Here is a 23,933-nt window from a genome sequence, read left to right as displayed (position 1 = left end):
AAGCGCGGTGCTCTTTGCACCGCGCCGTCTGCTTTGGAAGAACCCGCATGACCCGCTCTTCTTATCTTTCCCTTGGGCGCCTGTTGCTCGGCCTGGCCTTTGGCGCCGCCCTGCCCGTTCAAGCCAGTGACACCACCCTGACCGGCGACTGGGGCGGCCTGCGCCGTGAACTCGACGAGCAAGGCATTCGCTTCACCGGCGACTACAGCGGCGAAACCGCCTACAACGCCCACGGCGGCCAACACCGCTCGGCGCGCTACTCGCAAAACCTCAAGCTCGGCGTGCAGTTCGACCTGGGCAAGCTCTACGGTTTCAACCATGGCGACCGCATCCAGGTCACCCTCAATGACCGTCGCGGCAACAGCGCTTCCGAAGACCTGGTGGGCAACCGCCTGCCGATCCAGGAAAATTACGGCGGCCTCTACACCCGCCTGACCGAGCTGAGCTACGAGCGCACCCTCTTCACCCCGGCACTGAACGTCAAGCTCGGCTACATGGCCATGGGCAATGACCTCGGCGGTCTGGACAGCGGCATTCTGTGCAACTTCATGAGCGCCGGTTTCTGCGGGCACCCGCTGAACATGTCCGGCGGCAGCGGCTGGAGCAACTACCCGAACGCGCGCCTGGGTGCGCGGGTGAAATACGACTTATCACCCTCCTGGCAATTGCGCGTCGCCGCGTTCAATGTGGACCCCGACAGCAACGGCGATTCCAGCCGCGCCTGGCACTTGAGCCCCAAGCACACCACAGGTACCGTGGTGCCGATCGAACTGGTGTACAAACACGCTGGCACCCTGCCGGGCGAATACAAACTGGGCTATTACTACGACAGCTCCGATGTGAAACGCATTGGCAGTAACAAGGAGGTCAGCGGACGCGCCGGCCACTACTTGCTGATCGACCAGGCGGTGTGGGCGTCGGATTCATCCGCCGGCCGCGTGCTGCACGCCTTCGGCCAATACTCCGCTGCCAGCGAAGCGGCGTCGCCATTCAGCAAGTGGTACGGCGTGGGCGTGGTGCTGTACAAACCGTTCGAAGGCCGGCCACGTGACAGCCTGGCCCTGGGTTATGGCCGAGCCGTACCGAACCCGCGCAGCCGCGAGGTGCAGGAACTGGCCGCCTTCAACGCCGGCACGGATTATCCCAACCTGAACAATGCCGAGCAGTTGATCGAACTGAGCTATGGCTACCAGGCCACGCCATGGCTGACCCTGCGCCCGGATGTGCAATACATCATCGAGCCGGGAGCGTTTTCCGGCGACAACATCGACAACGCTTTGGTGCTGGGCCTGCAGGTCAAAGCGGTATTCTGACCCGGCTCAGTCGTCTGACGGCAACGCCCTGTTCGCCCGTTCGAGCGCAGTGATGCGCTCGACTTTCGCCCCGGAGCGCTCCGCTTCGAATTCCGACTCGAGAAACACTTTCACGATGCTCTTGGCCAGCTCGGGCCCGATCACCCGTGCACCGATCGACAGGATCTGCGCATCGTTGCTTTTGCGCGCCCGCTCGGCGGAATACGTGTCATGGGCTTGGGCCGCCCGCACCCCCTTGATCTTGTTGGCTGAAATCGCCATGCCGATACCCGTGCCGCAAATCAACACACCCAGGCGCTGCTCACCGGCACCGACCGCCATCGCTACAGCCGCCGCGATATCCGGATAGAGCACTGGGCTGGACGAATGGCAGCCAAAGTCCTCAACCTCATACCCCAGGTTTTCGATAAAACGCTTGAGCAACTCCTTGAGCTCGAAGCCCGCCTCGTCGCATCCGACGGCCACCGAAAACGTCGTTTGTGCACCCATCACTGTTTCTCCATCAGACCGATCAAATGATCACCCACTGAAATTATGCACAATCATTAGCCGGCGACTGACAGGGTGCTGTCAAGGCTTATTTAAGTGAGAAAACAGTTTAAAACTGCCACACCACTGGAAGACATTGTACCGAGCCATTGACATAACCGGCTCAAGCAGTTTAAACATATGATCACTATCCGATCATATGATCAGGTTACTGGACAAAATACCTAATAAGAAAATCAGCAAGAGGACACACCAATGGCAGCGCCATTACTGCTCCACGCTGAACACGTTTCCAAAGCCTACGCGGGGGTTCCGGCCCTGCGCGATGGGCGCCTCTCTCTGCGTGCCGGTAGCGTCCACGCCCTGTGCGGCGGCAATGGCGCCGGCAAATCGACTTTCCTCAGTATCTTGATGGGCATCACCGGGCGCGACGCCGGCAGCATCCTGCTCAACGGCCAGCCGGTGCAGTTCGACCGCCCCAGCGCGGCACTCGCCGCCGGCGTGGCGATGATCACCCAGGAGCTGGAACCGATTCCCTACATGACCGTCGCCGAGAACATCTGGCTGGGTCGCGAGCCGCGGCGCGCCGGCTGCATTGTCGACGGCAAGGCACTCAACCGGCGCACCCGCGAACTCCTGCAAAGCCTCGAATTCGACGTGGACGCCACCAGCCCGATGCACCGCCTGAGCGTGGCGCAGATCCAACTGGTGGAAATCGCCAAAGCCTTCAGTCATGACTGCCAGGTGATGATCATGGACGAGCCCACCTCGGCCATCGGCGAACACGAGGCGCAAACCCTGTTCAAGGCCATCCGACGCCTCACCGAGCGCGGTGCCGGCATCATTTATGTGTCTCACCGCCTCAGCGAACTGGCGCAGATCGCCGACGACTACAGCATCTTTCGCGACGGCGCCTTTGTCGAAAGCGGGCGCATGGCCGATATCGACCGCGCTCATCTGGTACGCGGTATCGTCGGCCAGGAGCTGCAGCGCATCGACCACAAAGTCGGCCGCGAATGCGCCGCCGCCACCTGCCTGGACGTCAACGGCCTGAGCCGCAACGGCGAATTCCAGGACATCAGCCTGCAACTGCGCCAAGGCGAAATCCTCGGTATCTATGGACTGATGGGCTCGGGCCGCAGTGAATTCCTCAACTGCCTGTATGGCCTCACCGTGCCCGACGCCGGCGGCGCCACCCTGCAAGGCCAACCCCTGCCCACTGGCACACCCGCTGCGACGATTCGCGCCGGCCTGTCACTGGTCACCGAAGACCGCAAAGACAGCGGCCTGGTGCTCAGCGCCAGCATCCTCGCGAATATCGCACTGTCGGCCTACAAGCAGCTGTCGAGCTGGTCGGTGATCAACGCGCGCAAGGAGCAAGCCCTGGCGCAAAGCATGGTCAAGCGCCTGCAGATCAAGGTCTCGTCCCTGGACCTGCCGGTGGAATCCATGAGCGGCGGCAACCAGCAAAAGGTGGTGCTCGCCAAATGCCTGTCGACCCAGCCGATCTGCTTGCTTTGCGATGAACCCACGCGCGGCATCGACGAGGGCGCCAAGCAGGAGATCTATCACCTGCTCGATGAATTTGTGCGTGCCGGCGGCGCGGCCATTGTGGTCTCGTCCGAAGCGCCGGAGCTGCTGCATCTAAGTGATCGCATTGCGGTATTCAAGGGCGGCCGCCTGGTGACCGTCAGCACCGACACCGCCCTCTCCCAGGAAGCCTTGTTGAGTCTTGCCTCATGAATAGCAAAGTCCTTGCTGCACCCGTGACCGCCGCGCCGCGCAATCGCCTGCGCATATCCCTGGACCGCTTCGGCCTGCCGCTGGTGTTTATCCTGTTGTGCGTGGTGATGGCGTTTTCCAGCGAATACTTCATGACGTGGCGCAACTGGATGGACATCCTGCGCCAGACCTCGATCAACGGCATCCTCGCCGTGGGCATGACCTACGTGATCCTGACGAAGGGCATCGACCTGTCGGTGGGTTCGATCCTGGCGTTTGCCGGCTTGTGCAGCGCGCTAGTCGCCACCCAGGGCTATGGCCTGCTGGCAGCGGTGAGTGCGGGGATGTTTGCCGGGGCCATGCTGGGTGTAGTCAATGGCTTTATGGTCGCCAACCTGTCGATCCCGCCGTTTGTCGCCACTCTTGGCATGCTCAGCGTGGCGCGGGGCATGACCTTTATTCTGAACGACGGCAGCCCCGTCACCGACCTGCCCGACAGCTTCCTCGCCCTGGGTATCGGCAAGCTCGGGCCTATTGGCGTGCCGATTATTATCTTTGCCGTGGTCGCGCTGATTTTCTGGATGGTGCTGCGCTACACCACCTACGGCCGCTACGTATACGCCGTGGGCGGCAATGAAAAAAGCGCACGCACCTCCGGCATCGGCGTGCGCAAGGTGACGTTCTCGGTGTATGTGATTTCCGGCCTGCTGGCGGGCCTTGCGGGCGTGGTACTGGCCGCGCGCACCACATCGGCCCTGCCCCAGGCAGGCGTTTCCTACGAGCTGGATGCGATTGCCGCCGTGGTGATCGGCGGTACCAGCCTGTCGGGCGGCAGCGGCAGCATTGTCGGCACGCTGTTCGGCGCGCTGCTGATCGGCGTGATCAACAACGGCTTGAACCTGCTCGGGGTGTCGTCGTATTACCAACAAGTGGCCAAGGGGTTGATCATCGTGCTCGCAGTGTTGATCGATGTCTGGCGCAAGAAAAAACGCTAAGTGGAGTGTGTGCAATGTCCAATTTCTGGAACCAGGCGTTTGACCTCACCGGCCGTTGCGCCGTGATCACCGGCGGCGCGGCCGGTATCGGCCTGGCCTGTGCCAATTTATTGGTGGAACGCGGTGCCAGGGTGGCCCTGCTGGATCGCGACCCGGCGGTGGTGGACGTCGCCGCCAGCCTCGGCGCCGGCCACCTGGGCCTGGTGGCCGACCTGCGCCAGCTCGACTCGGTACACGCCGCCGTCGACCAGGCTGCCGCCGCGCTCGGGCGTATCGATTACCTGGTCAACAGCGCCGGCGTTGCGTTGCTGGACAAGGCGCTGGAGGTCAGCGAAAACGCCTGGGACACCACCCTCGATATCAACCTCAAGGCCAGCTTCTTCGTGGCCCAGGCCTGTGCCCGGCACATGATAGAAAGCGGCGGCGGGCGCATCGTCAACCTTGCTTCCCAGGCTGCAGTAATCGGGCTGGATCGCCATGTGGCCTACTGCGCCAGCAAGGCCGCCGTGGTCGGCATGACCAAGGTGTTAGCCATGGAATGGGCGCCCCACGGCATCAACGTCAACGCCGTGTCGCCAACCATCGTCGAAACCGCCCTGGGCAAGAAGGCCTGGGCCGGTGAACTGGGCGAGCGCGCCAAATTGCAGATCCCGGTGGGACGCTTCGCTCAGCCCGAAGAAATCGCCGGCCTGGTGCTCTACCTGGTCAGCGACGCAGCCAAGATGATCAACGGCGAGAACGTGGTGATCGACGGCGGCTACAGCATTCAGTAATCCGCTTGCTCACGAATAAGAATAAGGAAACAGCGCATGAATCGAGTGATAAACGACCCAGACCTGGTGGTCGAGGACATGCTCGCGGGCATTCTCGTGGCGCACCCGGAGCTGGTGCAGTACGAGAGCAACCCACGGGTCATCCGCCAACGTAAAACTTCACCGGCCGGCCAGGTGGGCATTGTCACCGGTGGCGGTTCGGGCCATGAGCCGGCGTTTCTCGGCTATGTCGGCCCTGGCCTGGTGGATGCGGTGGCGGTCGGCGAGATTTTCTCCTCACCCACCGCCAAAAGCTTCTTCGATGCCTTCCGCGCTGCGGACCAGGGCGCGGGCGTGGCCTGCCTGTACGGCAACTATGCCGGCGACAATATGAACGTGAAGCTGGCAATGAAAATGGCCGCCAGCAAAGAGATGAACATCCGCACCGTGGTCGCCAACGATGACGTGGCCTCTGCCCCTGCGGCGGATATCGCCAAGCGGCGCGGCGTGGCCGGTGAGATTTTCATGTGGAAGATCGGCGGAGCCGCCGCTGCGCAGGGCTACGACCTCGACGGCGTGATCCGCGTGGCCCAGAAAGCCGTGGACCGGTGCCGCTCCATCGGCGTGGGCCTCACGCCCTGCACCATTGCGGCAGTCGGCAAACCCAACTTCCAGATCGAAGGCGGCATGATGGAACTGGGCATCGGCCACCACGGCGAACCCGGCATCGAAGTGGTGCCGGTGGAATCCGCGGCCGCGATGGCTAAACGCATGCTCGCACCGATCCTGGCCGACCGCGACTTCAGCGCAGACGACAGCGTCGTGGTGCTGGTCTCGGGCCTGGGCGCCACGCCGGTGATGGAGCTGTACATTTTCTACGCCGAGGTCGAGCAGCAACTGCGTGCCAACGGCCTGCGCATTCACCGCTGCTACGTAGGCAATTACTTCACGTCGCTGGAAATGATGGGCGTGACCCTGACCGTGCTCGGCCTCGATACCGAGCTGACCACCTTAATCGATCACCCCTGCCGCTCCATCGGCATGACACAGTCGGAGTGAAGCATGAGCGAGCATTTCCCCAGCAACACCGGTAGCGCCATCGTCACCAACCTGGTGTCGATCATCGTTGCCAACCGCGAATACCTCAGCGAAGTGGACGGCGCCATCGGCGACGGCGACCACGGTATCAACATGGCCAAGGGGTTCTCGCGCTGCGGCAAGACCCTCGAAGGGCGCGAACTGTCGCTGGCCGAGGCGCTGGACGAACTGACCCTGGCGCTGATGGAGGGCATCGGCGGCTCCATGGGCCCGCTCTACGGCAGCCTGTTTATCGGCATGGCCGACGAAGTGCGCGGCCGCGACAGCATTGATGCGGCGAGTTTCGCCAGGCTGCTGCGCGGTGGCCTCACGTCACTGCAAGACATCAGCGATGCAGGCGTGGGCGACAAATGCCTGATGGACACGCTGATCCCGGCCGTGGAGGCATTTGAACGGGCCGAAGCCAGCGGCGCTTCGTTTGCCGAAGCCTTGCGCCAGATGAAAAATGCGGCCTCCCAGGGCCGCGATTCAACCCGCGACCTGGTGGCGAAAATCGGCCGCGCCAGCCGCCTGGGGGAGCGCTCCCTCGGCGCACTGGATGCCGGCGCGGTGTCTTGCTGCCTGATCCTCACCAATCTCGCCGATTCGGTGGAGGCCCGGCTGGTAGCGTAATTGTGGGAGCTGGCTTGCCCGCGAAGGCGGTGTGTCAGTTGGCATAAATGCTGGCTGACCCATCGCTATCGCAGGCAAGCCAGCTCCCACATTGGGTTCTGCGCCTGGCCGGTCAACTGAGCACACCCCCCATCCTTGTGGGAGCGACGATCCGACGCGCCCGCCAAGGCTGCGCGCCCCTATGCACTTAACGGCGCGTCGCATCATCCAGGGCGAGGATCGTGTAGGCATTCGATACGGTCGTCGCCAGGGTGTTGATCACCCCGGAACGCAACGCGCCGAGGGTCGCCGCCGCCTTGGTGTTCTCGCTGGCAATCGCCACCACATCCGGAATACGCACCAGTTCCTGCACCGACAAGCCGATCACCCTGCCCTGCATGGCGTTGACCGCCGGCTGGCCGTGGATGTCGATGAAGTCGTAGCCCATCATGTCGCCCACCGTACCGGACACACGGGCCTGGGCAATTTCCTGGGGCGAGAACCAGCCCATGCGCACCATGTTGCTGTTCTCGCTCATGTCACCGATGCCAATCAAGGCGATATCGGCGCGGCGCGCTCGGTCGAGGGTCGAGCGTACGGTGTCGTTGTTGATCAGCACACTGCGCAGTTCCGGGTTGGCCACCAGGGCCGGTGCGTACAGGGTTTCGCTCTCGGCGCCGAAACGCAGGGCCAGGCGCCGGCAGATATGGTCGGGGTTCATGTATTCGCCAGCCTTGAGCGAGCCGCCAATCGCACACACAAACGTGCAGTTGCGCGTCACCGGCAGGAACACATTGTCGGCCACCGCGCCGACATTGCGGCCCATGCCGACGGCGATGATCATGCCGTCGCTGAGGGTTTTGTTCAGATAGTTGGCGACCAGGCTGGCGACGGCCGAACGCTGGGTGTCGGGGTCGCCGTGGTCGACCGCGATCAACGCACGGTCCAGTTGGAAACGCTCGACCAATGCCTGCTCCAGCTCAGTGTTCAGCGCCGGGTGTTGCAACACCCGCACCTCCACCACCCCTTCATCACGGGCGCGCTTGAGCAACCGGCTGACCTTGACCCGAGACAGGTCGAAGCGCTTGGCAATGGCTTCCTGGGTGATGTTGTCGAGGTAATAAAGCATGGCCACTTCGGTCATCAGGTCGATGTCGCTGGCGGCACGCTGAGCACTGTCGGTCATGGGAGCTTCCATTTACGCCACAAAAAACCATTCTCCCTAGTCTGTACGGTGCAAGTCCAGCAGCGAATGGGCCTGGCTGGCAAAGTTTCTAATGACTCTGCTGGTATTCGCGTGGCGTACAGCCGAACTCGCGACGGAACACCGTGTGCAGGTACTGCGCAGATTTGAAGCCGCATTGCTGGGCGATGTCGGCAATCGCCAGGTGGTTGCCTTGCAGGCCCTTGGCGGCGTTGGCGAGCTTGAAGCGCAGAATCTCGTCATGCACGCTGCAGCCGCGCGCCTTGCGAAAGTGCGACTCCAACGATGAACGCGACACGCCGACATAGGCCGCTACCTGGGCGGTCTTGATGCCCTGGCAGGCGTATTGGCGGATAAACAGCAGCGCCTGCATCACGTAGGGATTACCCAGCGGTTGATGCAGGCTGGATGCCTGCACGTTGATCGCATCCGGCGGCACCAGCACCTGCGTGCCCGTGCAGGGCTTGCCGTGCAGCATCTGGTGCAACAGCGCGGCGGCGGTGCGGCCCATGGTTTCGGTGCCCTGGATCACCGAACTCAGTGGCACGCGTGTAAGGGTGCGGGTCAGCGGGTCGTTGTCGATGCCGATCAGCGCCACTTCTTCCGGCACCGCGATGCCGGCGGTGAGACAGGCTTGCAGCAGTTGCCGGGCGCGGGCGTCGGTGACGGCGATGATGCCGATGGGCTTGGGCAGGCTTTGCAGCCAGGCGATCTGCTGCTCCACCGCGCTGTCCCACAGCGGCGCGCTGGTGCCCAGGCCGCGATAGATCTGCACCGGCAAGCCATCCCGTTGCATCAACCGTTTGAAGGCTTTTTCGCGCTCCTGGGCCCAGCGATTGGCCTGGGCTTCGGGCAGACTGAAACAGGCAAAGCGCGTCAGCCCGGCCTCGATCAGGTGCGCGTACGCCATCGTCATCAAGGCATCGTTGTCCGTTGCCACGTAGGGAATGCCCTTGGGGTAGGCGCGCGCATCTTCATAGGAGCCTCCCACCGCCACCACCGGCACCTTGCTCCCGGCCAGCGCTTCGCCGATCAGCGGGTCGTCAAAGTCGGCAATGATGCCATCGCCCTGCCAGCGCTCAATGCCTTTGAGGCGGCACAAAAAGTCTTCTTCGAGGAACAAATCCCAGGACGCGCGGGTGCTGCTCAGGTAGTTGCCAATGCCGGCAATGATGCCGCGGTCATAGATTTTGCTGCCGTTGAAGAGCAAGGCAATGCGGTGCACGGGCGGTAGGGTTTTCATTGTTTTTATCCTGGGGCCGGTGGGTGCAGGTTAGCATGCAGGGACTCGGCTCTTGAAAGCGGACCTCGGGTGAGGCCCGTTTTAGTTACCTGAACTTCAGCAGAATGACTACAACCATCATCCAAAAACAAGAAGTGAGCATCAGCGTCGTATTGACGATCAGATGCCTTTTCAGGCGAGGAGGAAAGCTTTCGAGATCAACAGGGTTTACATCGCCTAAACGGATATATGGCCCTGGCCACAAGACCATTCCGGCAATTCTCGACATCTCGAATAGAGACCAGATCAAACCTCTCTTACCAAGGCTAGGCCCCCACACATAAATATAACGGCTGTTTTTTAAAGCTTCCTTTATGGCTTCCAAATGACAGCGGCTCAGGTACAGGCTGTATGCAGTGCCGGCAAATGCGAGAATCATCCACCCCCCAGCAACAGATATTGAAACCCAGGGAGACCAGGTGTCGATACTGGTCATGGTTGTTTAGCCTCGTAGATTTTTTCACCTACGTACTCTCCGACCATACCACCACCAGTTGTACCTACCCATGCTCCGGTCCCTGCTATGGCCGCGACACAGACAACGCCTCCGATACCTGCTGTGCCTGCCCCAATCGCCACACAGATCGGAGCACTGGCAAGTCCACTCGTCAATCCAGCCCCAACACCGCCCAGCGTAGATCCGGCAAATTTTCCACCTTCAGTGAACTTAACCCTCTCACAAGCCGCCCCGGAATCGAGGTTACACACCTGCTGAATAGCCAACACCGAAGACACCCCACCCAGACCAATCCCGATATACCCACCCGCCTTCATATATTTAGTAGCACGGCTCACCGCCTCCACATGAGCCGAATACCCCGGAATCTGCCCCGGCCCGCCCGCTTTATCCCAGTGATGCACGAGACTGCGACTGGAAATACCGAGGGCCGTTTTCAACTTGGGGTGATCACCCAGCGTCGTCTGGCCGCGCAAACGTGTCGAGTTCAGCAGATGGGCGTCCAGTTGAGTCAGCAGTCGCTGGCGCTCGGCGAAAAACTGCGGCGACTTGAGGTGACCGTGCTGGCGGTAGCTCTCCTGATGCAAGCGTTCGATGGCTTGAAGGGAGTCGCGCAAGTTTCCCAGGTGTTTTTCCATCACCACCGCACTGACGCCCAGCCAGGTGGAGGTATGGCCGATAAAACCGGCGATCTCGGCACCGTGCCGATACGAAAAATCGGCCTCATCCGGCGTCAGCGTTTCCAGGGATGCATCGACTTGTTGAGCCGCCCGCATCAGTTGCGCTTCCTGATAGGTACAGGACGTATTGTTCGGATCGCTGAGCACGATCATCGAGCCGGCTTTAACCTCACCCTTGCCAGGGTTAAGTGATCGATACTTGCTCATCACAGCGGGGTCATGACCAGGGAAAAGCGTGGCTTCCAGTGCCTGGCGAGTCATGCTTTTGGGCACAATATAGAACCCCGGCTCCTGGCCGGGCAGGCTGTTTAATGCAGAGGTTTGCGAAGGGACATATGTCGAGTGTTGTGGCGCAACCGCAGAGCGGGTTGCTGTTGCGGGCGCCGGTTGAGCCGATGATCGAGTCGTGGGTGACGCAACGCTTGAATCCGCAGGTGCAATCAGGCGATTGCTACCTGCGGGGCAGTCGCAGTGGATTGTTGCGTCATGAAGTACCGTCGCAATGCCCATCCAGCACATGGCCGGCCGGCTGCTCACAATGACGCCGGTTTTGCCGCATCGCGGGCATTCCGTGGTTTTATCGCCAAGTCTTAAGACGCTGCGCCCGCCCTGTTTCGCGTTGGGCAGGCTACTGATACACACGGCGCCGGTAGTGGTCAGATCGCCGTGCAGACCTTGCGCTATTCCATTGACATGTCCTCGCGGCACGATTCAGCCCTCTCTATACGTAAGACAAAAGTGATTAGAGAGCCGAACTTTGCAGAGGCAGTTGCCTGACGTAAAGTCAGATGTTTCCGCAAATTACGTAGTCTTTAGAAGCTTGAACTCGGTACAAAAAATTGCACCGTTCCTTGGCGACTTTTTATAGATGGCTTTTTCAATGCCCCGATGAAATGGCCTTTCACTCGTTCAGATTCTAAAATCTAAGAAGCTGCAACTTGATCCGCATACGGCTTCAAAAAAGTCCTCAATAGGTCCTGCCTGGTAGCGGGCCTCAAGTGAGGTCCGCTCGAATTACCTGAACTGCAGCAGAATCCCCACAACCACAATCCAAGTGAACGAGGTGAGCATCAGCGTTATGTTGACGATCAGATGCTGTTTCAAATGAGGTGGGAAATTTTCAAGATCTGCTGGGTCAAGTTCTCCGATGCGGACAGAAGCCTTGGGCCATACAACCATCCCGGCGATTTTCGATATTTCCCACAGTGACCAAATCAAACCTCTTTTTCCAAGGCTCGGCCCCCATAGATAAATGTAACGGCTGTTTTTCAAAGCCTCTTTTATGGCATCCAGGTGACAACGGCTCAGGTAAAGACTGTATGCAGCCCCCACATAGGCAAGCAAAATTGGGCCGCTGACGACTCCAAAAGCCAACCAAGACTTCCAGAATCCCTCCGTTGTCATGGCCACGTTTTCTCGTACAAAATTTCTCCACCTATTTCGCCACCCATACCACCGTAAGTAGTACCCGCCCACGCGCCAGCCCCAACCAACGCAGCGACACACACGACACCCCCTATACCGGTAGAGACGGCAAGCGCCACACAGATCGAACCGCTGGCAGAACCGGCTATCAATCCCCCCGCAACACCGCCACCAGTAGCTCCAATGAATTTCCCCACTTCAGTGAATTTCACTTTTTCACAAGCCGCCCCGGAATCGAGGTTACACACCTGCTGAATAGCCAACACCGAAGACACCCCACCCAGACCAATCCCGATATACCCACCCGCCTTCATATATTTAGTAGCACGGCTCACCGCCTCCACATGAGCCGAATACCCCGGAATCTTCCCCGGCCCGCCCGCTTTATCCCAGTGATGCACCAGACTACGGCTGGAAATGCCAAGCGCCGTTTTCAACTTGGGGTGATCACCCAGCGTCGTCTGGCCGCGCAAACGTGTCGAGTTCAGCAGATGGGCGTCCAGTTGAGTCAGCAGTCGCTGGCGCTCGGCGAAAAACTGCGGCGATTTAAGGTGCCCGTGCTGGCGGTAGCTCTCCTGATGCAAGCGCTCGATGGCTTGAAGGGTATCGCGCAGGTTTCCCAGATGTTTTTCCATCACCAGCGCACTGACGCCGAGCCAGGTTGAGGTATGGCCGATAAAACCGGCGATCTCGGCACCGTGCCGATACAAAAAATCGGCCTCATCCGGTGTCAGTGTTTCCAGGGATGCATCGACTTGTTGAGCCGCCCGCATCAGTTGCGCTTCCTGATAGGTACAGGACGTATTGTTGGGATCGCCGAGCACGATCATCGAGCCGGCTTTAACCTCACCCTTGCCAGGGTTAAGTGATCGATACTTGCTCATCACAGCTGGGTCATGACCAGGGAAAAGCGTGGCTTCCAGTGCCTGGCGAGTCATGCTTTTGGGCACCACGTAGAAACCAGGCTCCTCAGCATCCACGCCTCTGGATCGCACTAAGGCCAGGCTGCCGGAAGGAACAAAACCCGATTGATGCCGGGCCATCGGGCGGTCGTTTATAGATGAGGCGCCCGGCTGAACGGCTCGCGCGTTCATAGGCGCTGGTGCGCTCTCGTTCTCGTAGGTAGCGGTGTACACCGAGGGAATAAGCCCCGCTCGACAGGGGCAACTGCTGAAGCTATCCAGCGTGCCAGCCACCAGCTTGCCATGACTCTCTATATGCGAAATGCCGCCGAGTATTTGATAAATCCCCGCATGTTTTCCACAACTGACTCGGTCACCTTCGCGAGCGTGCAGGAGGCCATGTATGTCAACTCTTGGATCGCCATCAAGCACTTCTCCACCGCAAGTGGTCTTATCGCCCAAGCCAATAAAATATCCTTCAGTCATCTATGTTCTCCGCTCTATAACGCCTGAGCATTCCAAACGCGGCATAGCCACGCTCAGCACTAACACGCGTCATGGTCAATTCTGGATAAGGGGTAAAAAATCCTCGGCCAACTGCACACCCTCACGCGCGATGAGGATTATTGAGCCTTGAGGTGTATTGATGATTTCGTCACCGTTACTGAGCAAGCTGCCCACTAAAGCAATGTTACTATTGCTTTCACCGGCACCCGTCAAAATGTGCGCCTGGGAACCGTCGACGTACTCAACGTAATCGCCCTTGTGTGCGGCGCGTACGCGCTCACCGTTGGTCAATTTGAATGTCATCGCTGAGGTCGTTTGTTTGATCGTTCCGCCGTTGCGGGTTTGACTGCCCAAGCTGCCACTCGGTAAACGGCAACGGCCGGATGAGTTTTTAAGTAAAACTGCCGCTGACTGATTACTTCCAACGCGTGTTCGTTGAATTCTGCAAGTTGCTGTTCTGTGAAGCAGTGATCGTCCAAACTACTTAGATATGCCGAAAACACTTCATTGGTGTACAGCATGGGCGACTGCGCATTCATGTTTTCATCCTTATTTAGTATGTGCCTGATGAGTACCGCGCTCTCAACCGCGAATGGCATCAAGTCAAAGAAAATGACGATGCAGGCCAAACTTTGGAGAGGCACTTGCTTGAGGTAAAGCCAGACGTTTCCGCAAATCACGTAGTACTTAAGAGTTTGATTAGGGATCACTCTGAAAAAATAAATAAACTCGGATCGTCCCCTATGCAGTGACGCTACGCTCAAGCAAAGACATTACTCAAAATCGCACCCTCCCTTGGTGATTTTCATAATCGGCAGCCCCACCGCCGTTGCTAGTATCGGGACACCGCCAAGAACAATAAGGAAAACGCCATGCCGTACTTCCCCGGTGTCGAGAAGGTTCGCTTCGAAGGCCCCAGCAGCGAATCGCCCCTCGCCTTTCGCCATTACGACGCCAACAAAATCATCCTCGGCAAACCCATGCGCGAACACCTGCGCATGGCCGCCTGTTATTGGCACACCTTCGTGTGGCCAGGCGCGGACATGTTTGGCGTCGGCACCTTCAAACGGCCATGGCAACGCAGCGGCGACCCGATGGAACTGGCCATCGGCAAGGCGCAAGCAGCGTTTGAGTTTTTCTCCAAGCTGGGCATCGACTACTACAGCTTTCACGACACGGACGTCGCCCCCGAAGGCAGTTCGCTCAAGGAGTACCGCCACCACTTTGCACAGATGGTCGATCACCTGGAGCGTCACCAGGAACAGACAGGGATCAAGCTGCTGTGGGGCACCGCCAATTGCTTCAGCAACCCACGCTTTGCCGCCGGCGCCGCCAGTAACCCGGACCCGGAGGTGTTTGCCTACGCCGCCGCCCAGGTGTTCAGCGCGATGAACGCAACCTTGCGGCTCAAGGGTTCCAACTATGTGCTGTGGGGCGGCCGTGAAGGTTACGAAACCCTGCTCAATACCGACCTGAAACGTGAGCGCGAGCAGCTTGGTCGCTTTATGCGCATGGTCGTGGAACACAAGCACAAGATCGGCTTCAAGGGCGACCTGCTGATCGAGCCCAAACCCCAGGAGCCGACCAAGCACCAATACGATTACGACAGCGCCACCGTGTTCGGCTTCCTGCATGAATACGGGCTGGAGCATGAGATCAAGGTGAATATCGAGGCCAACCACGCGACCCTGGCCGGGCACAGTTTTCACCATGAAATTGCCACCGCCGTGTCCCTGGGCATCTTCGGCAGCATCGACGCCAACCGCGGCGACCCGCAGAACGGCTGGGACACCGACCAGTTCCCCAACAGCGTCGAGGAAATGACCCTCGCCACCTATGAAATCCTCAAGGCCGGCGGGTTCAAGAATGGCGGCTATAACTTCGACTCCAAGGTGCGCCGCCAAAGCCTGGACGATGTAGACCTGTTCCATGGGCATGTAGCCGCCATGGATGTATTGGCCCTGGCCCTGGAGCGCGCGGCGACTATGGTCGAGAACGATCGGTTGCAGCAGTTCAAGGACCAGCGCTACGCCGGTTGGCAGCAACCGTTGGGCCAGGCCGTGCTGGCGGGAGAATTCAGCCTGGAGTCGCTGGCTGAACATGCGTTTGCCCATGAACTGAACCCTCAGGCCGTGAGTGGCCGTCAGGAGATGCTTGAAGGTGTCGTGAATCGCTTTATCTACCGGTGACATTTGCGCGACAAATCTCTGCACAGAGCGTCGAGGGACGCTCTACAGTTTTACCCGCATCACGCTGTGTCTTTCCAACAACAATAAAAGGACGCACCACCATGAAGTCATTCAAACGTACCCTGCTCGCCACTGCCCTGGCTCTGCTCGCCCTGCCGGTCATAGCCGGCCCGGCCCACCCGAAAATCGGCTTCTCGATCGATGACCTGCGTCTGGAACGCTGGTCCCGTGACCGTGACTACTTCGTCGCGGCGGCAGAAAAACTCGATGCCAAGGTCTTCGTCCAGTCTGCCGATGCCAACGAGCAGAAGCAGATTTCCCAGATCGAAAACCTGATCTCCCGGGGTGTCGACGTGATCGTCATCGTGCCCTTCAACGCTACCGTCCTCACCAACGCCGTCGCCGAAGCCAAGAAGGCCGGAATCAAAGTGGTGTCGTATGACCGCCTGATCCTTAACGCTGACATCGACGCCTACATCTCCTTCGATAACGAAAAGGTCGGCGAAATGCAGGCCAGCGGCGTGATGCAAGCGGCGCCCAAGGGCAACTACTTCCTGCTCGGCGGCGCGCCCACCGACAACAACGCCAAAGTGCTGCGTGAAGGCCAGATGAAGGTGCTGCAACCGGCCATCGACAAGGGCGACATCAAAATTGTCGGGCAGCAGTGGGTGAAAGAATGGAACCCCACTGAAGCCCTGAGCATCGTCGAAAACGCCCTGACCCGGAACAACAACAAGATCGACGCCATCGTGGCTTCCAACGATGCCACCGCCGGCGGTGCGATCCAGGCCCTGGCCGCGCAGAAACTGGCAGGCAAGGTGCCGATCTCCGGGCAAGACGCCGACCTGGCCGCGATCAAGCGTGTGATCGACGGCACGCAAACCATGACCGTGTACAAGCCGCTCAAGCTGATCGCCACCGAAGCCGCCAAGCTCTCGGTGCAACTGGCGCGTAACGAGAAGCCGACCTACAGCTCGCAGTACGACAACGGCAGCAAGAAGGTCGACACCATCCTGCTCACGCCTACCCCGCTGACCAAAGCCAATATCGATCTGTTGGAGAAAGACGGGTTCTATACCAAAGAGCAGATTGCCGGGCAGTGACCGCCATGTCCGACTATTTGCTGCAAATGAACGGCATCGTCAAAACCTTTGGCGGTGTCAACGCCCTCAACGGCATCGACCTCAAGGTACGGCCGGGGGAATGCGTCGGCCTGTGCGGCGAGAACGGCGCCGGTAAATCAACCTTGATGAAGGTGCTGTCGGCGGTTTATCCGTACGGCACCTGGGACGGTGAAATTCTCTGGGACGGGCAGCCGCTCAAGGCTCAGTCGATCAGCGAGACCGAGGCGGCGGGGATCGTGATCATTCACCAGGAACTGACCCTGGTGCCTGACTTGTCGGTGGCCGAAAACATCTTCATGGGCCACGAACTGACCTTGCCGGGTGGGCGCATGAACTACCCGGCGATGATCCACCGCGCCGAAGCCTTGATGCGCGAGCTCAAGGTACCGGACATGAACGTCGCGCTGCCGGTGTCGCAGTACGGCGGCGGCTACCAGCAATTGGTGGAAATCGCCAAGGCCCTGAATAAACAGGCGCGCCTCATGATTCTCGATGAGCCCTCCTCGGCCCTGACGCGCTCTGAAATCGAAGTACTGCTGGACATCATCCGCGGCCTCAAGGCCAAGGGCGTGGCCTGCGTGTACATCTCCCACAAGCTCGATGAAGTGGCGGCGGTGTGCGACACCATTGCGGTGATCCGCGATGGCAAGCACATCGCGACCACGGCCATGGCCGACATGGACATCGCGCAGATCATCACCCAGATGGTCGGCCGCGAGATGAGTAACCTCTATCCCACCGAGCCGCATGACGTGGGCGAGGTGATTTTCGAGGCCCGCAACGTCACCTGCTATGACGTCGACAACCCCAAACGCAAGCGTGTGGACGACATTTCCTTTGTGCTCAAACGCGGGGAAATCCTCGGCATTGCCGGGTTGGTGGGGGCCGGACGTACGGAACTGGTGTCGGCGCTGTTCGGCGCCTACCCAGGGCGCTACAGCGCCGAGGTGTGGTTGGACGGCCAGGTGATAGACACACGCACGCCGCTCAAATCCATCCGCGCCGGGCTGTGCATGGTGCCCGAGGACCGCAAGCGCCAAGGCATCATTCCCGACCTGGGCGTGGGCCAGAACATCACCCTGGCGGTGCTCGATACCTATGCGCACATGACGCGTATCGATGCCGAAGCCGAACTGGGCAGCATCGACCAGCAGATCGCACGCATGCACCTGAAGACCTCCAGCCCGTTTTTGCCGATCACCAGCCTGTCCGGGGGCAATCAGCAAAAGGCTGTGCTGGCGAAAATGCTGATGGCCAAGCCCAAAGTGTTGATCCTCGACGAACCCACGCGCGGCGTGGACGTGGGCGCCAAATATGAGATCTACACGTTGATGAACGCCCTGGCGGCCGAAGGGGTGTCAATCATCATGGTGTCCTCGGAGCTGGCCGAAGTACTCGGGGTCTCCGACCGCGTGCTGGTGATCGGCGAAGGCCAACTGCGCGGTGATTTCGTCAACAACGGCCTCACCCAGGAGCAGGTGCTCGCGGCTGCGCTCAGCCATAACAATAATGATCGGAAGACCGCGTAGATGAATCAGCTCCAACAGCTGTTTACCCGCTACAAAATGCTCGCCCTGGTGATCGCCGTGGCGGTGATCTGGCTGTTTTTCAGCTGGCAGACCGAGGGCGGGTTTCTCACACCACGCAACCTGTCCAACCTGCTGCGGCAGATGTCGATCACCGGGATCCTGGCGTGCGGCATGGTGCTGGTGATCATCAGCGGCGAGATCGATTTGTCGGTGGGGTCATTACTGGGGTTGCTGGGCGGGTTGGCGGCGATCCTGGATGTGGTTTATCACATTCCGCTGCTGGCCAACCTGAGCTTGGTAGCGTTGTGCGGGTTGGTGATCGGGTTGGCAAATGGGTACATGACAGCCTATCTGCGCATCCCGTCGTTTATCGTCGGTTTGGGCGGGATGCTGGCATTTCGCGGGATCCTGCTGGGGATCACGGGCGGTACCACCATTGCGCCGGTTTCACCGTCGCTGGTGTATGTGGGCCAGGGGTATTTACCGCATTCAGTCGGTATTGGCCTCGGGGTTTCGCTGTTTGCCCTGACACTGTTCCTGGCATGGAAACAGCGGCGCAATCGCGCGCTGCATGGTCTTGCGGCGCATTCCCTCGTGCGTGATCTGGTGCGCGTGGTACTTATCGGCGCCGTGCTGGCCGGGTTCGTCACCACGCTCAACAGCTACGACGGCATTCCCGTCCCCGTCTTGCTTCTGCTGGTGCTGTTGGGTGTATTCAGCTACGTCACCCGCCAGACCGTGTTCGGCCGCCGCATCTACGCGGTGGGCAGCAACATGGAAGCCACACGCCTGTCGGGCATCAACGTACAAGCGGTGAAGCTATGGATCTTCGGCATCATGGGCGTGATGTGCGCCCTCGCCGGCCTGGTCAATACTGCCCGGCTCGCGGCCGGTTCGCCGTCGGCGGGGAATATGGGCGAGCTGGATGCCATCGCTGCGTGCTTTATCGGCGGCACGTCAATGCGTGGCGGCTCGGGCACAGTGTACGGCGCGTTGCTGGGCGCGCTGGTGATTACCAGCCTGGACAATGGGATGTCGATGCTGGATGTGGACAGTTACTGGCAGATGATCGTGAAGGGCAGCATTCTGGTGCTGGCGGTGTGGGTGGATGTGAGTACGCGCACGGGCCGGCGGTAAAGATCCGGAAGAACACCGACGCTCAAATGTGGGGGCTGGCTTGCCTGCGGTAGCGGTCTATCAGTACCCGATGTGCTGACTGATACTGCGCTATTGCGGTCACGCCCTCTCCCACATTTGATAGGTGGCGTGAGTGGCTTTGGGTCATGATTCGTAAAGCGCCAGTAAGACGTGTCGCGTTTAATTGCTGGCATCAATGGCGAGCCTGTGATCCCCCCCTCGAGTGTCTTAAGCCATCAACAGCGCCTGCATGAAAAACAGCCGTAAAAAAGCCACTCCGAAGAGTGGCTTTTTAGTCAGTTACTGGCTCAACACAACATCGCGCATCGCCGGGATGTAACCGTAGTCATAAGCCTCCTGCACAAACGAGCGATCGCCCTTCAATACAATCCTCACAGTGGGTGCTTCGGTGCCGCCAATGCGGTAGTCATCGCCGCTGGTGGGCACGCTGTCGATAAAGGAAGTCACCAGGCCATTGGGCATCACGCAGTGGGAATACGTCTGGAACGGCTGCGAAGGCGGATTGCCCAGCACCAGCCCCGAGGCGTTCATCGGCGTGTAGGGGCCGAACAGATGATCGCCGACAAAACCGTAGACGCCATCCGGACCCGTCACGCCATCCGCGTAGGTGAATTTGTGGCTGATGGTGAACAAGTAGTACTTGTTGTCCTGGAACACATAATGCGGGCGTTCGGTTTGATCGTTCACCCCAACAGCAGTCACCAAGGGCGGCAGAATGTCCCACTCGTCACCGTTGAGGTCTTTGGCCACGGCGATGCCGATGCAGCCAACCTGATAACGTGCCCCGCCGACATCTTCATGCCCTGGCGGCACCAGGCCCAGTTCATTCGGCCCCACTTCGTGAGTCCCGCGCTCGCCGGCAACATTGCCCTCAAACACCATGTACAACTTGCCGTCATTTGGATCGATAAACGGGCTTGGATCGCGAAAGTTCCAGGTCGCATTCTGCGCTTCGGTTTGATAATAGGTGCCGTCTGCATCAAACAATGACTTGACCTGAGTGAAGCCTTGCAGCTCGACACCGGTGTCGGAAGTGACCACCCGGCCCCTGACTTTGGCAATGGTGGCACCCGGCGTTACACAGGTGTAATACAGGTCAATGTCACCGTTGTTATTGAGCAAGATAGGTGTGCCCGCCCATTCACGCGTGGTCGGCGAAACCCCTTCGGCCATGACCCGGCCGCCGAAGATCCAGTCCTTGCCGGTGCGCGAGTACCAATAGCAGATACGCGCATGGCCATGGCGGTCTTCCCAATCGCGCTTGATGTCGTAACGGCCATCGGCGTTGATGAATTGTGGATCATGAGGGCGACGGTCGGCGGTCAGGGTGAAGATCACCGACCAGCCATTGACCGATACAACCGTACCATCCAGCTCACGCAATGGCATGGTGTCCCAAATGAATACAGTGTCACTCATGACAGGAAAGTCAGGACTCACTAACGGCTGTGTGGTCGTCGGGTCATTTTCATTAACTTTTAGCGCATCGGCCCGTGTCCAGCGAGTAGGTGCGTGATTCGCATGTTTCATGATGATGTCCTTTTACTGATGCTTACGTGACAAGCGAAGATTGAATAACACATAACAGCCAGCAACTTTGCTGTGACTGAAAAGAATGAGCCGTCGTTGGCCCTGAAGTGCGGAACCAGGTTTAACATGGCCACCCGCCTATCGCAGCGTGAAGAATTATTTAGATTAAAAAGGCCATCACTGTATTTATATCCTTGATATAAATACAGTGGCACTTGCAATCTATGCCAAGCAACTAGAAAGCTAGCTAATCAACTACCGAATACCAGCGCACCGGACTGGGCTCCGGCATTCTTCTGCGTAAAGTCTTTGGCTTGGGCTGCGGTTTTCAAGGTGTAGGCGTAGTTGGAAGTGGCCGTCCATTGCGCCTTTGGTGACTTCTGGTTGGTGATCGGTGGAACACTGTTGGTATCAGTGAACGTCCCAGTCCCCTTGTCATCCAACATGCCGTTGTTTTGACTGCCCTCACCAAAGTAGTTACTTTCAGAAAGGATGTTGGCGTTCTGCGCCAGGGTAAAACCGAGGTGGAAGTTATTGATGTAGTTGTTATAAACATGAAAGTATCCGTAACGCATCAAGCCCGGCGCACGCACTTCCATATCCTCGAAGCGGTTATGGCACACCGTCAGGCGTGGGTACCCGTTGAACTCTGCCTTATTGTCATCCGCCGGGTGACCGAAGATCAGCCCATACTTGTGACTGCCAAAGAAGCAGTTGCTGAGGGTGACATAGTCGGCTTTCTCGCCGATATACAACAGTTTATCTTCACTGCCGTCAGTGGTAGACCAGCTGTGCCCGACGAAAGAGCAATGGTCAATCCAGTACTTGCTGCCGTAGTTCAGATAGACCTGGATATCGTCATTGGCCTTGATAGTCGCCGAATGCCTGAAAATAATATTCTGCAGAATAATGTTCTGCGACTGCGCCGTTGCCCGCAGGTGAATATTTTCCAAGGTTCGATTCTGGAATGAGCCGATCAGGGTCTTGTTAGCGCCCATCGTCACTTTGGTGAGACGCGAGGCCGAGAGATTACTGTTGATCACCAATACCCGCGGGGTGGTGTCGCCAATATTGGCCTTGAGTTGATCGAGCGTAGTGATGCTGACCACGGGACCCGACCAGCCACCTGTCACTTTTGCCGCTTGGGCGAAACCGGTCAAACCGGTGAGTTTGCTTTCTGGATACGACATGAGTTCCCTCTCTAAAATAAAAACAGCTCGCTATGACGAGCGGGTGCATCAAGTTAATCCGTTAACTTGCACACAGTGTTTGGCAGGACTGAGATTGCCGTGTGAGGTTCGATCAGCGCTTAAACACTGTGTTTATGTACAGTATTCGGCATTCACCAAAACGTCAACCCTTGTGCGGGCAAAAAAAAATGGGAGGGGCAAGCCCCTCCCACATTGGGTCCTACAGCATCTGTTCAACCTTACTTCGACACCGGCATCGCAAACTCCGCGCCCTGCTCGATGCTCTCCGACCAGCGCTGCATGATCGACTTCTGCTTGGTGTAAAACCGCACACCCTCCGTGCCATACGCATGCATGTCGCCGAACAAACTCTTCTTCCAGCCGCCGAACCCGTGCCATGCCATCGGCACCGGGATCGGTACGTTGATGCCGACCATGCCCACTTCAATCCGCCGTGCAAACTCGCGGGCAATATTGCCATCGCGGGTGAAGCAGCTCACGCCATTGCCGAATTCGTGGTCGTTGACCAGTTTGATCGCTTCGGCGAAGTCACTTACGCGCACGCACGCCAGCACCGGGCCGAAGATTTCTTCACGGTAGATGCTCATCTCTTGGGTCACGTGATCGAACAAGGTCGCGCCGAGCCAGAAGCCGTTTTCCAGGCCCGCTTCGGTGGGCACGTAGTCGCGCCCGTCGAGCAGCAGTTGCGCACCGGCCTGTACGCCTTGTTCGATGTAGCCGCTGATACGCTCCAGCGCCGCGCGGGACACGATCGGGCCCATTTCGGCCTTGAGGTCGCGGCCGTCGGTGATGCGCAGTTGCTTGGCACGCTCGGTCAAGGCGGCGATGACTTTGTCACCCACATCACCCACCAGCACGGCGACGGAGATGGCCATGCAGCGTTCGCCGGCACTGCCGTAGGCGGCGCCCATCAGGGCGTCGACGGTTTTTTCAATATCCGCGTCGGGCATTACCACCATGTGGTTTTTGGCGCCGCCCAGGCCTTGCACACGCTTTCCGTTACGCGCGCCGGTTTCGTAGATGTACTGGGCAATCGGCGTGGAGCCAACAAAGCTCACGGCCTTGACGTCCGGGTGTTCGATCAGCGCGTCCACCGATTCCTTGTCGCCCTGCACGACGTTGAACACGCCCTTGGGCAAGCCGGCTTCACGCAGCAGTTCGGCCATGAACAACGATGCGCTTGGGTCGGTCGGGCTTGGCTTGAGGATGAAGGTATTGCCCGCCGCAATGGCGATCGGGTACATCCACATCGGCACCATCACCGGGAAGTTGAACGGTGTAACACCGGCTACAACGCCCAGCGGCTGGCGCAGGGTCCAGTTGTCCATGCCACGGGAAACCTGGTCGGAGTGTTCGCCCTTGAGCAAGTTCGGAATGCCACAGGCAAATTCGAGGATATCGAGGCCACGGTCGACTTCACCCTGGGCGTCGGTAAAGACCTTGCCGTGCTCGGCGACAATGATGCGCGCCAGGTCATCCTTGCGTGCACGCAGCAGGTGCAGGTATTCGAACAGCACGCGGGCGCGGCGGATTGGCGGGGTGTCGGCCCAGTCGGCGAAGGCAGCCTGGGCGGCGGCGACGGCTTCGGACACGGTCTGGCGACTGGCCAGGGCGACGCGGCCGGTCTTTTCGCCGGTGGCCGGATTGTAGACGTCCTGATAGCGATCATCGCGGGACACGCGCTGATCGTTGATGTAGTGCTCGATTGTTTTAGTCATGGCAGTAGATCCCAGGTGGGTAGCGTTGGGACACACGATAGGCTTTCGGTTTGTTCC

Annotated in this window: 22 protein-coding genes and 1 pseudogene; 10 read left to right on the top strand and 13 right to left on the bottom strand. The window is 59.2% G+C overall.

Translation table 11 applies throughout. From position 1 onward, the window contains the following. Positions 1 to 47 precede the first annotated feature (47 nt). The gene (locus AACY44_RS21690; protein ID WP_339419350.1) at positions 48 to 1,313 is read left to right on the top strand and encodes a carbohydrate porin; all 1,266 of its coding nucleotides are present in this window, start codon (positions 48 to 50) and stop codon (positions 1,311 to 1,313) included. Positions 1,314 to 1,319: 6 nt separating this feature from the next. Here AACY44_RS21690 and rpiB read toward each other — a convergent pair whose 3' ends face one another. Beyond that, positions 1,320 to 1,802, bottom strand: a complete 483-nt coding sequence (gene rpiB, locus AACY44_RS21685; RefSeq protein ID WP_339419352.1) for a ribose 5-phosphate isomerase B — start codon at positions 1,800 to 1,802, stop codon at positions 1,320 to 1,322. A 255-nt stretch (positions 1,803 to 2,057) separates the two neighbouring features. Between rpiB and AACY44_RS21680 the strand changes: the two genes are divergently transcribed. The 5 genes from AACY44_RS21680 to dhaL are packed head-to-tail and all read left to right on the top strand — an operon-like array spanning position 2,058 to position 6,981. Then, positions 2,058 to 3,545: a sugar ABC transporter ATP-binding protein gene (locus AACY44_RS21680; RefSeq protein ID WP_339419354.1), complete on the top strand. Its 1,488-nt coding sequence runs from the start codon at positions 2,058 to 2,060 to the stop codon at positions 3,543 to 3,545. Continuing rightward, positions 3,542 to 4,519 (top strand): ABC transporter permease, encoded by a 978-nt coding sequence (locus tag AACY44_RS21675; RefSeq protein ID WP_339419356.1) that lies wholly within the window; start codon positions 3,542 to 3,544, stop codon positions 4,517 to 4,519. Before AACY44_RS21680 ends, AACY44_RS21675 begins: the two co-directional genes overlap by 4 nt. 14 nt (positions 4,520 to 4,533) lie before the next feature. After that, positions 4,534 to 5,292, top strand: coding sequence for an SDR family oxidoreductase (locus AACY44_RS21670; RefSeq protein ID WP_339419358.1), 759 nt, complete (start codon positions 4,534 to 4,536; stop codon positions 5,290 to 5,292). A 36-nt stretch (positions 5,293 to 5,328) separates the two neighbouring features. Further along, a complete protein-coding gene (locus AACY44_RS21665) occupies positions 5,329 to 6,330 on the top strand; it encodes a dihydroxyacetone kinase subunit DhaK (protein ID WP_339419359.1) in 1,002 nt (333 codons plus the stop codon). Positions 6,331 to 6,333: 3 nt separating this feature from the next. Beyond that, positions 6,334 to 6,981, top strand: a complete 648-nt coding sequence (dhaL, locus tag AACY44_RS21660; RefSeq protein ID WP_339419361.1) for a dihydroxyacetone kinase subunit DhaL — start codon at positions 6,334 to 6,336, stop codon at positions 6,979 to 6,981. Between the two features lie 187 nt (positions 6,982 to 7,168). On the opposite strand, the gene AACY44_RS21655 is transcribed toward dhaL, so the two are convergent. From AACY44_RS21655 to AACY44_RS21615, 9 genes and pseudogenes are all read right to left on the bottom strand, one after another. Beyond that, a complete protein-coding gene (locus AACY44_RS21655; protein WP_049708871.1) occupies positions 7,169 to 8,146 on the bottom strand; it encodes a sugar-binding transcriptional regulator in 978 nt (325 codons plus the stop codon). An 88-nt stretch (positions 8,147 to 8,234) separates the two neighbouring features. Beyond that, on the bottom strand, positions 8,235 to 9,407 hold the full coding sequence (locus tag AACY44_RS21650) for a XylR family transcriptional regulator (RefSeq protein ID WP_339428055.1): 1,173 nt from the start codon (positions 9,405 to 9,407) through the stop codon (positions 8,235 to 8,237). 85 nt (positions 9,408 to 9,492) lie between these two features. Next, positions 9,493 to 9,882, bottom strand: coding sequence for a hypothetical protein (locus tag AACY44_RS21645; RefSeq protein ID WP_339419367.1), 390 nt, complete (start codon positions 9,880 to 9,882; stop codon positions 9,493 to 9,495). Then, positions 9,879 to 10,844: a hypothetical protein gene (locus AACY44_RS21640; protein WP_339531007.1), complete on the bottom strand. Its 966-nt coding sequence runs from the start codon at positions 10,842 to 10,844 to the stop codon at positions 9,879 to 9,881. The genes AACY44_RS21645 and AACY44_RS21640 overlap by 4 nt, the downstream gene beginning before the upstream one ends. 210 nt (positions 10,845 to 11,054) lie before the next feature. Further along, positions 11,055 to 11,291 (bottom strand): annotated as a pseudogene (locus tag AACY44_RS21635) (PAAR domain-containing protein); the annotation flags it as partial. A gap of 306 nt (positions 11,292 to 11,597) precedes the next feature. Next, complete coding sequence (locus AACY44_RS21630) at positions 11,598 to 11,987, bottom strand: hypothetical protein (protein ID WP_339419503.1); 390 nt, start codon at positions 11,985 to 11,987, stop codon at positions 11,598 to 11,600. After that, complete coding sequence (locus AACY44_RS21625) at positions 11,984 to 13,396, bottom strand: PAAR domain-containing protein (protein WP_339531001.1); 1,413 nt, start codon at positions 13,394 to 13,396, stop codon at positions 11,984 to 11,986. The genes AACY44_RS21630 and AACY44_RS21625 overlap by 4 nt, the downstream gene beginning before the upstream one ends. 75 nt (positions 13,397 to 13,471) lie before the next feature. After that, positions 13,472 to 13,720, bottom strand: coding sequence for a hypothetical protein (locus AACY44_RS21620; RefSeq protein ID WP_339436252.1), 249 nt, complete (start codon positions 13,718 to 13,720; stop codon positions 13,472 to 13,474). After that, positions 13,717 to 13,956 (bottom strand): hypothetical protein, encoded by a 240-nt coding sequence (locus AACY44_RS21615; protein WP_339436251.1) that lies wholly within the window; start codon positions 13,954 to 13,956, stop codon positions 13,717 to 13,719. The genes AACY44_RS21620 and AACY44_RS21615 overlap by 4 nt, the downstream gene beginning before the upstream one ends. Positions 13,957 to 14,289: 333 nt before the next feature. Here AACY44_RS21615 and xylA point away from each other — a divergent pair, with 333 nt between their 5' ends. The 4 genes from xylA (at position 14,290) to AACY44_RS21595 (ending at position 19,396) form a co-directional block, all read left to right on the top strand. Next, the gene (gene xylA, locus AACY44_RS21610; RefSeq protein ID WP_339419371.1) at positions 14,290 to 15,606 is read left to right on the top strand and encodes a xylose isomerase; all 1,317 of its coding nucleotides are present in this window, start codon (positions 14,290 to 14,292) and stop codon (positions 15,604 to 15,606) included. Between the two features lie 101 nt (positions 15,607 to 15,707). After that, complete coding sequence (gene xylF / locus AACY44_RS21605) at positions 15,708 to 16,709, top strand: D-xylose ABC transporter substrate-binding protein (RefSeq protein ID WP_339530999.1); 1,002 nt, start codon at positions 15,708 to 15,710, stop codon at positions 16,707 to 16,709. 5 nt (positions 16,710 to 16,714) lie between these two features. Continuing rightward, complete coding sequence (gene xylG / locus AACY44_RS21600) at positions 16,715 to 18,259, top strand: D-xylose ABC transporter ATP-binding protein (RefSeq protein ID WP_339530997.1); 1,545 nt, start codon at positions 16,715 to 16,717, stop codon at positions 18,257 to 18,259. Beyond that, entirely contained in the window at positions 18,260 to 19,396 is a 1,137-nt protein-coding gene (locus AACY44_RS21595; RefSeq protein ID WP_339419377.1) for a sugar ABC transporter permease, read from the top strand. 300 nt (positions 19,397 to 19,696) lie between these two features. On the opposite strand, the gene AACY44_RS21590 is transcribed toward AACY44_RS21595, so the two are convergent. The 3 genes from AACY44_RS21590 to AACY44_RS21580 form a co-directional block, all read right to left on the bottom strand. Then, entirely contained in the window at positions 19,697 to 20,947 is a 1,251-nt protein-coding gene (locus AACY44_RS21590; RefSeq protein ID WP_339419378.1) for a glycoside hydrolase family 68 protein, read from the bottom strand. A gap of 251 nt (positions 20,948 to 21,198) precedes the next feature. Then, on the bottom strand, positions 21,199 to 22,137 hold the full coding sequence (locus tag AACY44_RS21585) for a pectate lyase family protein (protein WP_339419379.1): 939 nt from the start codon (positions 22,135 to 22,137) through the stop codon (positions 21,199 to 21,201). Between the two features lie 239 nt (positions 22,138 to 22,376). Further along, positions 22,377 to 23,876 (bottom strand): CoA-acylating methylmalonate-semialdehyde dehydrogenase, encoded by a 1,500-nt coding sequence (locus AACY44_RS21580; protein WP_339436246.1) that lies wholly within the window; start codon positions 23,874 to 23,876, stop codon positions 22,377 to 22,379. Between the last annotated feature and the right edge of the window lie 57 nt (positions 23,877 to 23,933).

Source organism: Pseudomonas sp. RA_15y_Pfl1_P11, from assembly GCF_963970975.1.
Taxonomy (GTDB): domain Bacteria; phylum Pseudomonadota; class Gammaproteobacteria; order Pseudomonadales; family Pseudomonadaceae; genus Aquipseudomonas; species Aquipseudomonas tritici.
The sequence above is the reverse complement of the archived record's forward strand: the minus strand, read 5'-3'. Positions and strand labels throughout refer to the sequence as shown.

Bases quoted from the DNA above. Each gene is read 5' to 3' on its own strand.
- AACY44_RS21690 (WP_339419350.1), top strand. From the start codon at position 48: ATGACCCGCTCTTCTTATCTTTCCCTTGGGCGCCTGTTGCTCGGCCTG.
- rpiB (WP_339419352.1), bottom strand. From the start codon at position 1,802: ATGGGTGCACAAACGACGTTTTCGGTGGCCGTCGGATGCGACGAGGCG.
- AACY44_RS21680 (WP_339419354.1), top strand. From the start codon at position 2,058: ATGGCAGCGCCATTACTGCTCCACGCTGAACACGTTTCCAAAGCCTAC.
- AACY44_RS21675 (WP_339419356.1), top strand. From the start codon at position 3,542: ATGAATAGCAAAGTCCTTGCTGCACCCGTGACCGCCGCGCCGCGCAAT.
- AACY44_RS21670 (WP_339419358.1), top strand. From the start codon at position 4,534: ATGTCCAATTTCTGGAACCAGGCGTTTGACCTCACCGGCCGTTGCGCC.
- AACY44_RS21665 (WP_339419359.1), top strand. From the start codon at position 5,329: ATGAATCGAGTGATAAACGACCCAGACCTGGTGGTCGAGGACATGCTC.
- dhaL (WP_339419361.1), top strand. From the start codon at position 6,334: ATGAGCGAGCATTTCCCCAGCAACACCGGTAGCGCCATCGTCACCAAC.
- AACY44_RS21655 (WP_049708871.1), bottom strand. From the start codon at position 8,146: ATGACCGACAGTGCTCAGCGTGCCGCCAGCGACATCGACCTGATGACC.
- AACY44_RS21650 (WP_339428055.1), bottom strand. From the start codon at position 9,407: ATGAAAACCCTACCGCCCGTGCACCGCATTGCCTTGCTCTTCAACGGC.
- AACY44_RS21645 (WP_339419367.1), bottom strand. From the start codon at position 9,882: ATGACCAGTATCGACACCTGGTCTCCCTGGGTTTCAATATCTGTTGCT.
- AACY44_RS21640 (WP_339531007.1), bottom strand. From the start codon at position 10,844: ATGACTCGCCAGGCACTGGAAGCCACGCTTTTCCCTGGTCATGACCCC.
- AACY44_RS21630 (WP_339419503.1), bottom strand. From the start codon at position 11,987: ATGACAACGGAGGGATTCTGGAAGTCTTGGTTGGCTTTTGGAGTCGTC.
- AACY44_RS21625 (WP_339531001.1), bottom strand. From the start codon at position 13,396: ATGACTGAAGGATATTTTATTGGCTTGGGCGATAAGACCACTTGCGGT.
- AACY44_RS21620 (WP_339436252.1), bottom strand. From the start codon at position 13,720: ATGACATTCAAATTGACCAACGGTGAGCGCGTACGCGCCGCACACAAG.
- AACY44_RS21615 (WP_339436251.1), bottom strand. From the start codon at position 13,956: ATGAATGCGCAGTCGCCCATGCTGTACACCAATGAAGTGTTTTCGGCA.
- xylA (WP_339419371.1), top strand. From the start codon at position 14,290: ATGCCGTACTTCCCCGGTGTCGAGAAGGTTCGCTTCGAAGGCCCCAGC.
- xylF (WP_339530999.1), top strand. From the start codon at position 15,708: ATGAAGTCATTCAAACGTACCCTGCTCGCCACTGCCCTGGCTCTGCTC.
- xylG (WP_339530997.1), top strand. From the start codon at position 16,715: ATGTCCGACTATTTGCTGCAAATGAACGGCATCGTCAAAACCTTTGGC.
- AACY44_RS21595 (WP_339419377.1), top strand. From the start codon at position 18,260: ATGAATCAGCTCCAACAGCTGTTTACCCGCTACAAAATGCTCGCCCTG.
- AACY44_RS21590 (WP_339419378.1), bottom strand. From the start codon at position 20,947: ATGAAACATGCGAATCACGCACCTACTCGCTGGACACGGGCCGATGCG.
- AACY44_RS21585 (WP_339419379.1), bottom strand. From the start codon at position 22,137: ATGTCGTATCCAGAAAGCAAACTCACCGGTTTGACCGGTTTCGCCCAA.
- AACY44_RS21580 (WP_339436246.1), bottom strand. From the start codon at position 23,876: ATGACTAAAACAATCGAGCACTACATCAACGATCAGCGCGTGTCCCGC.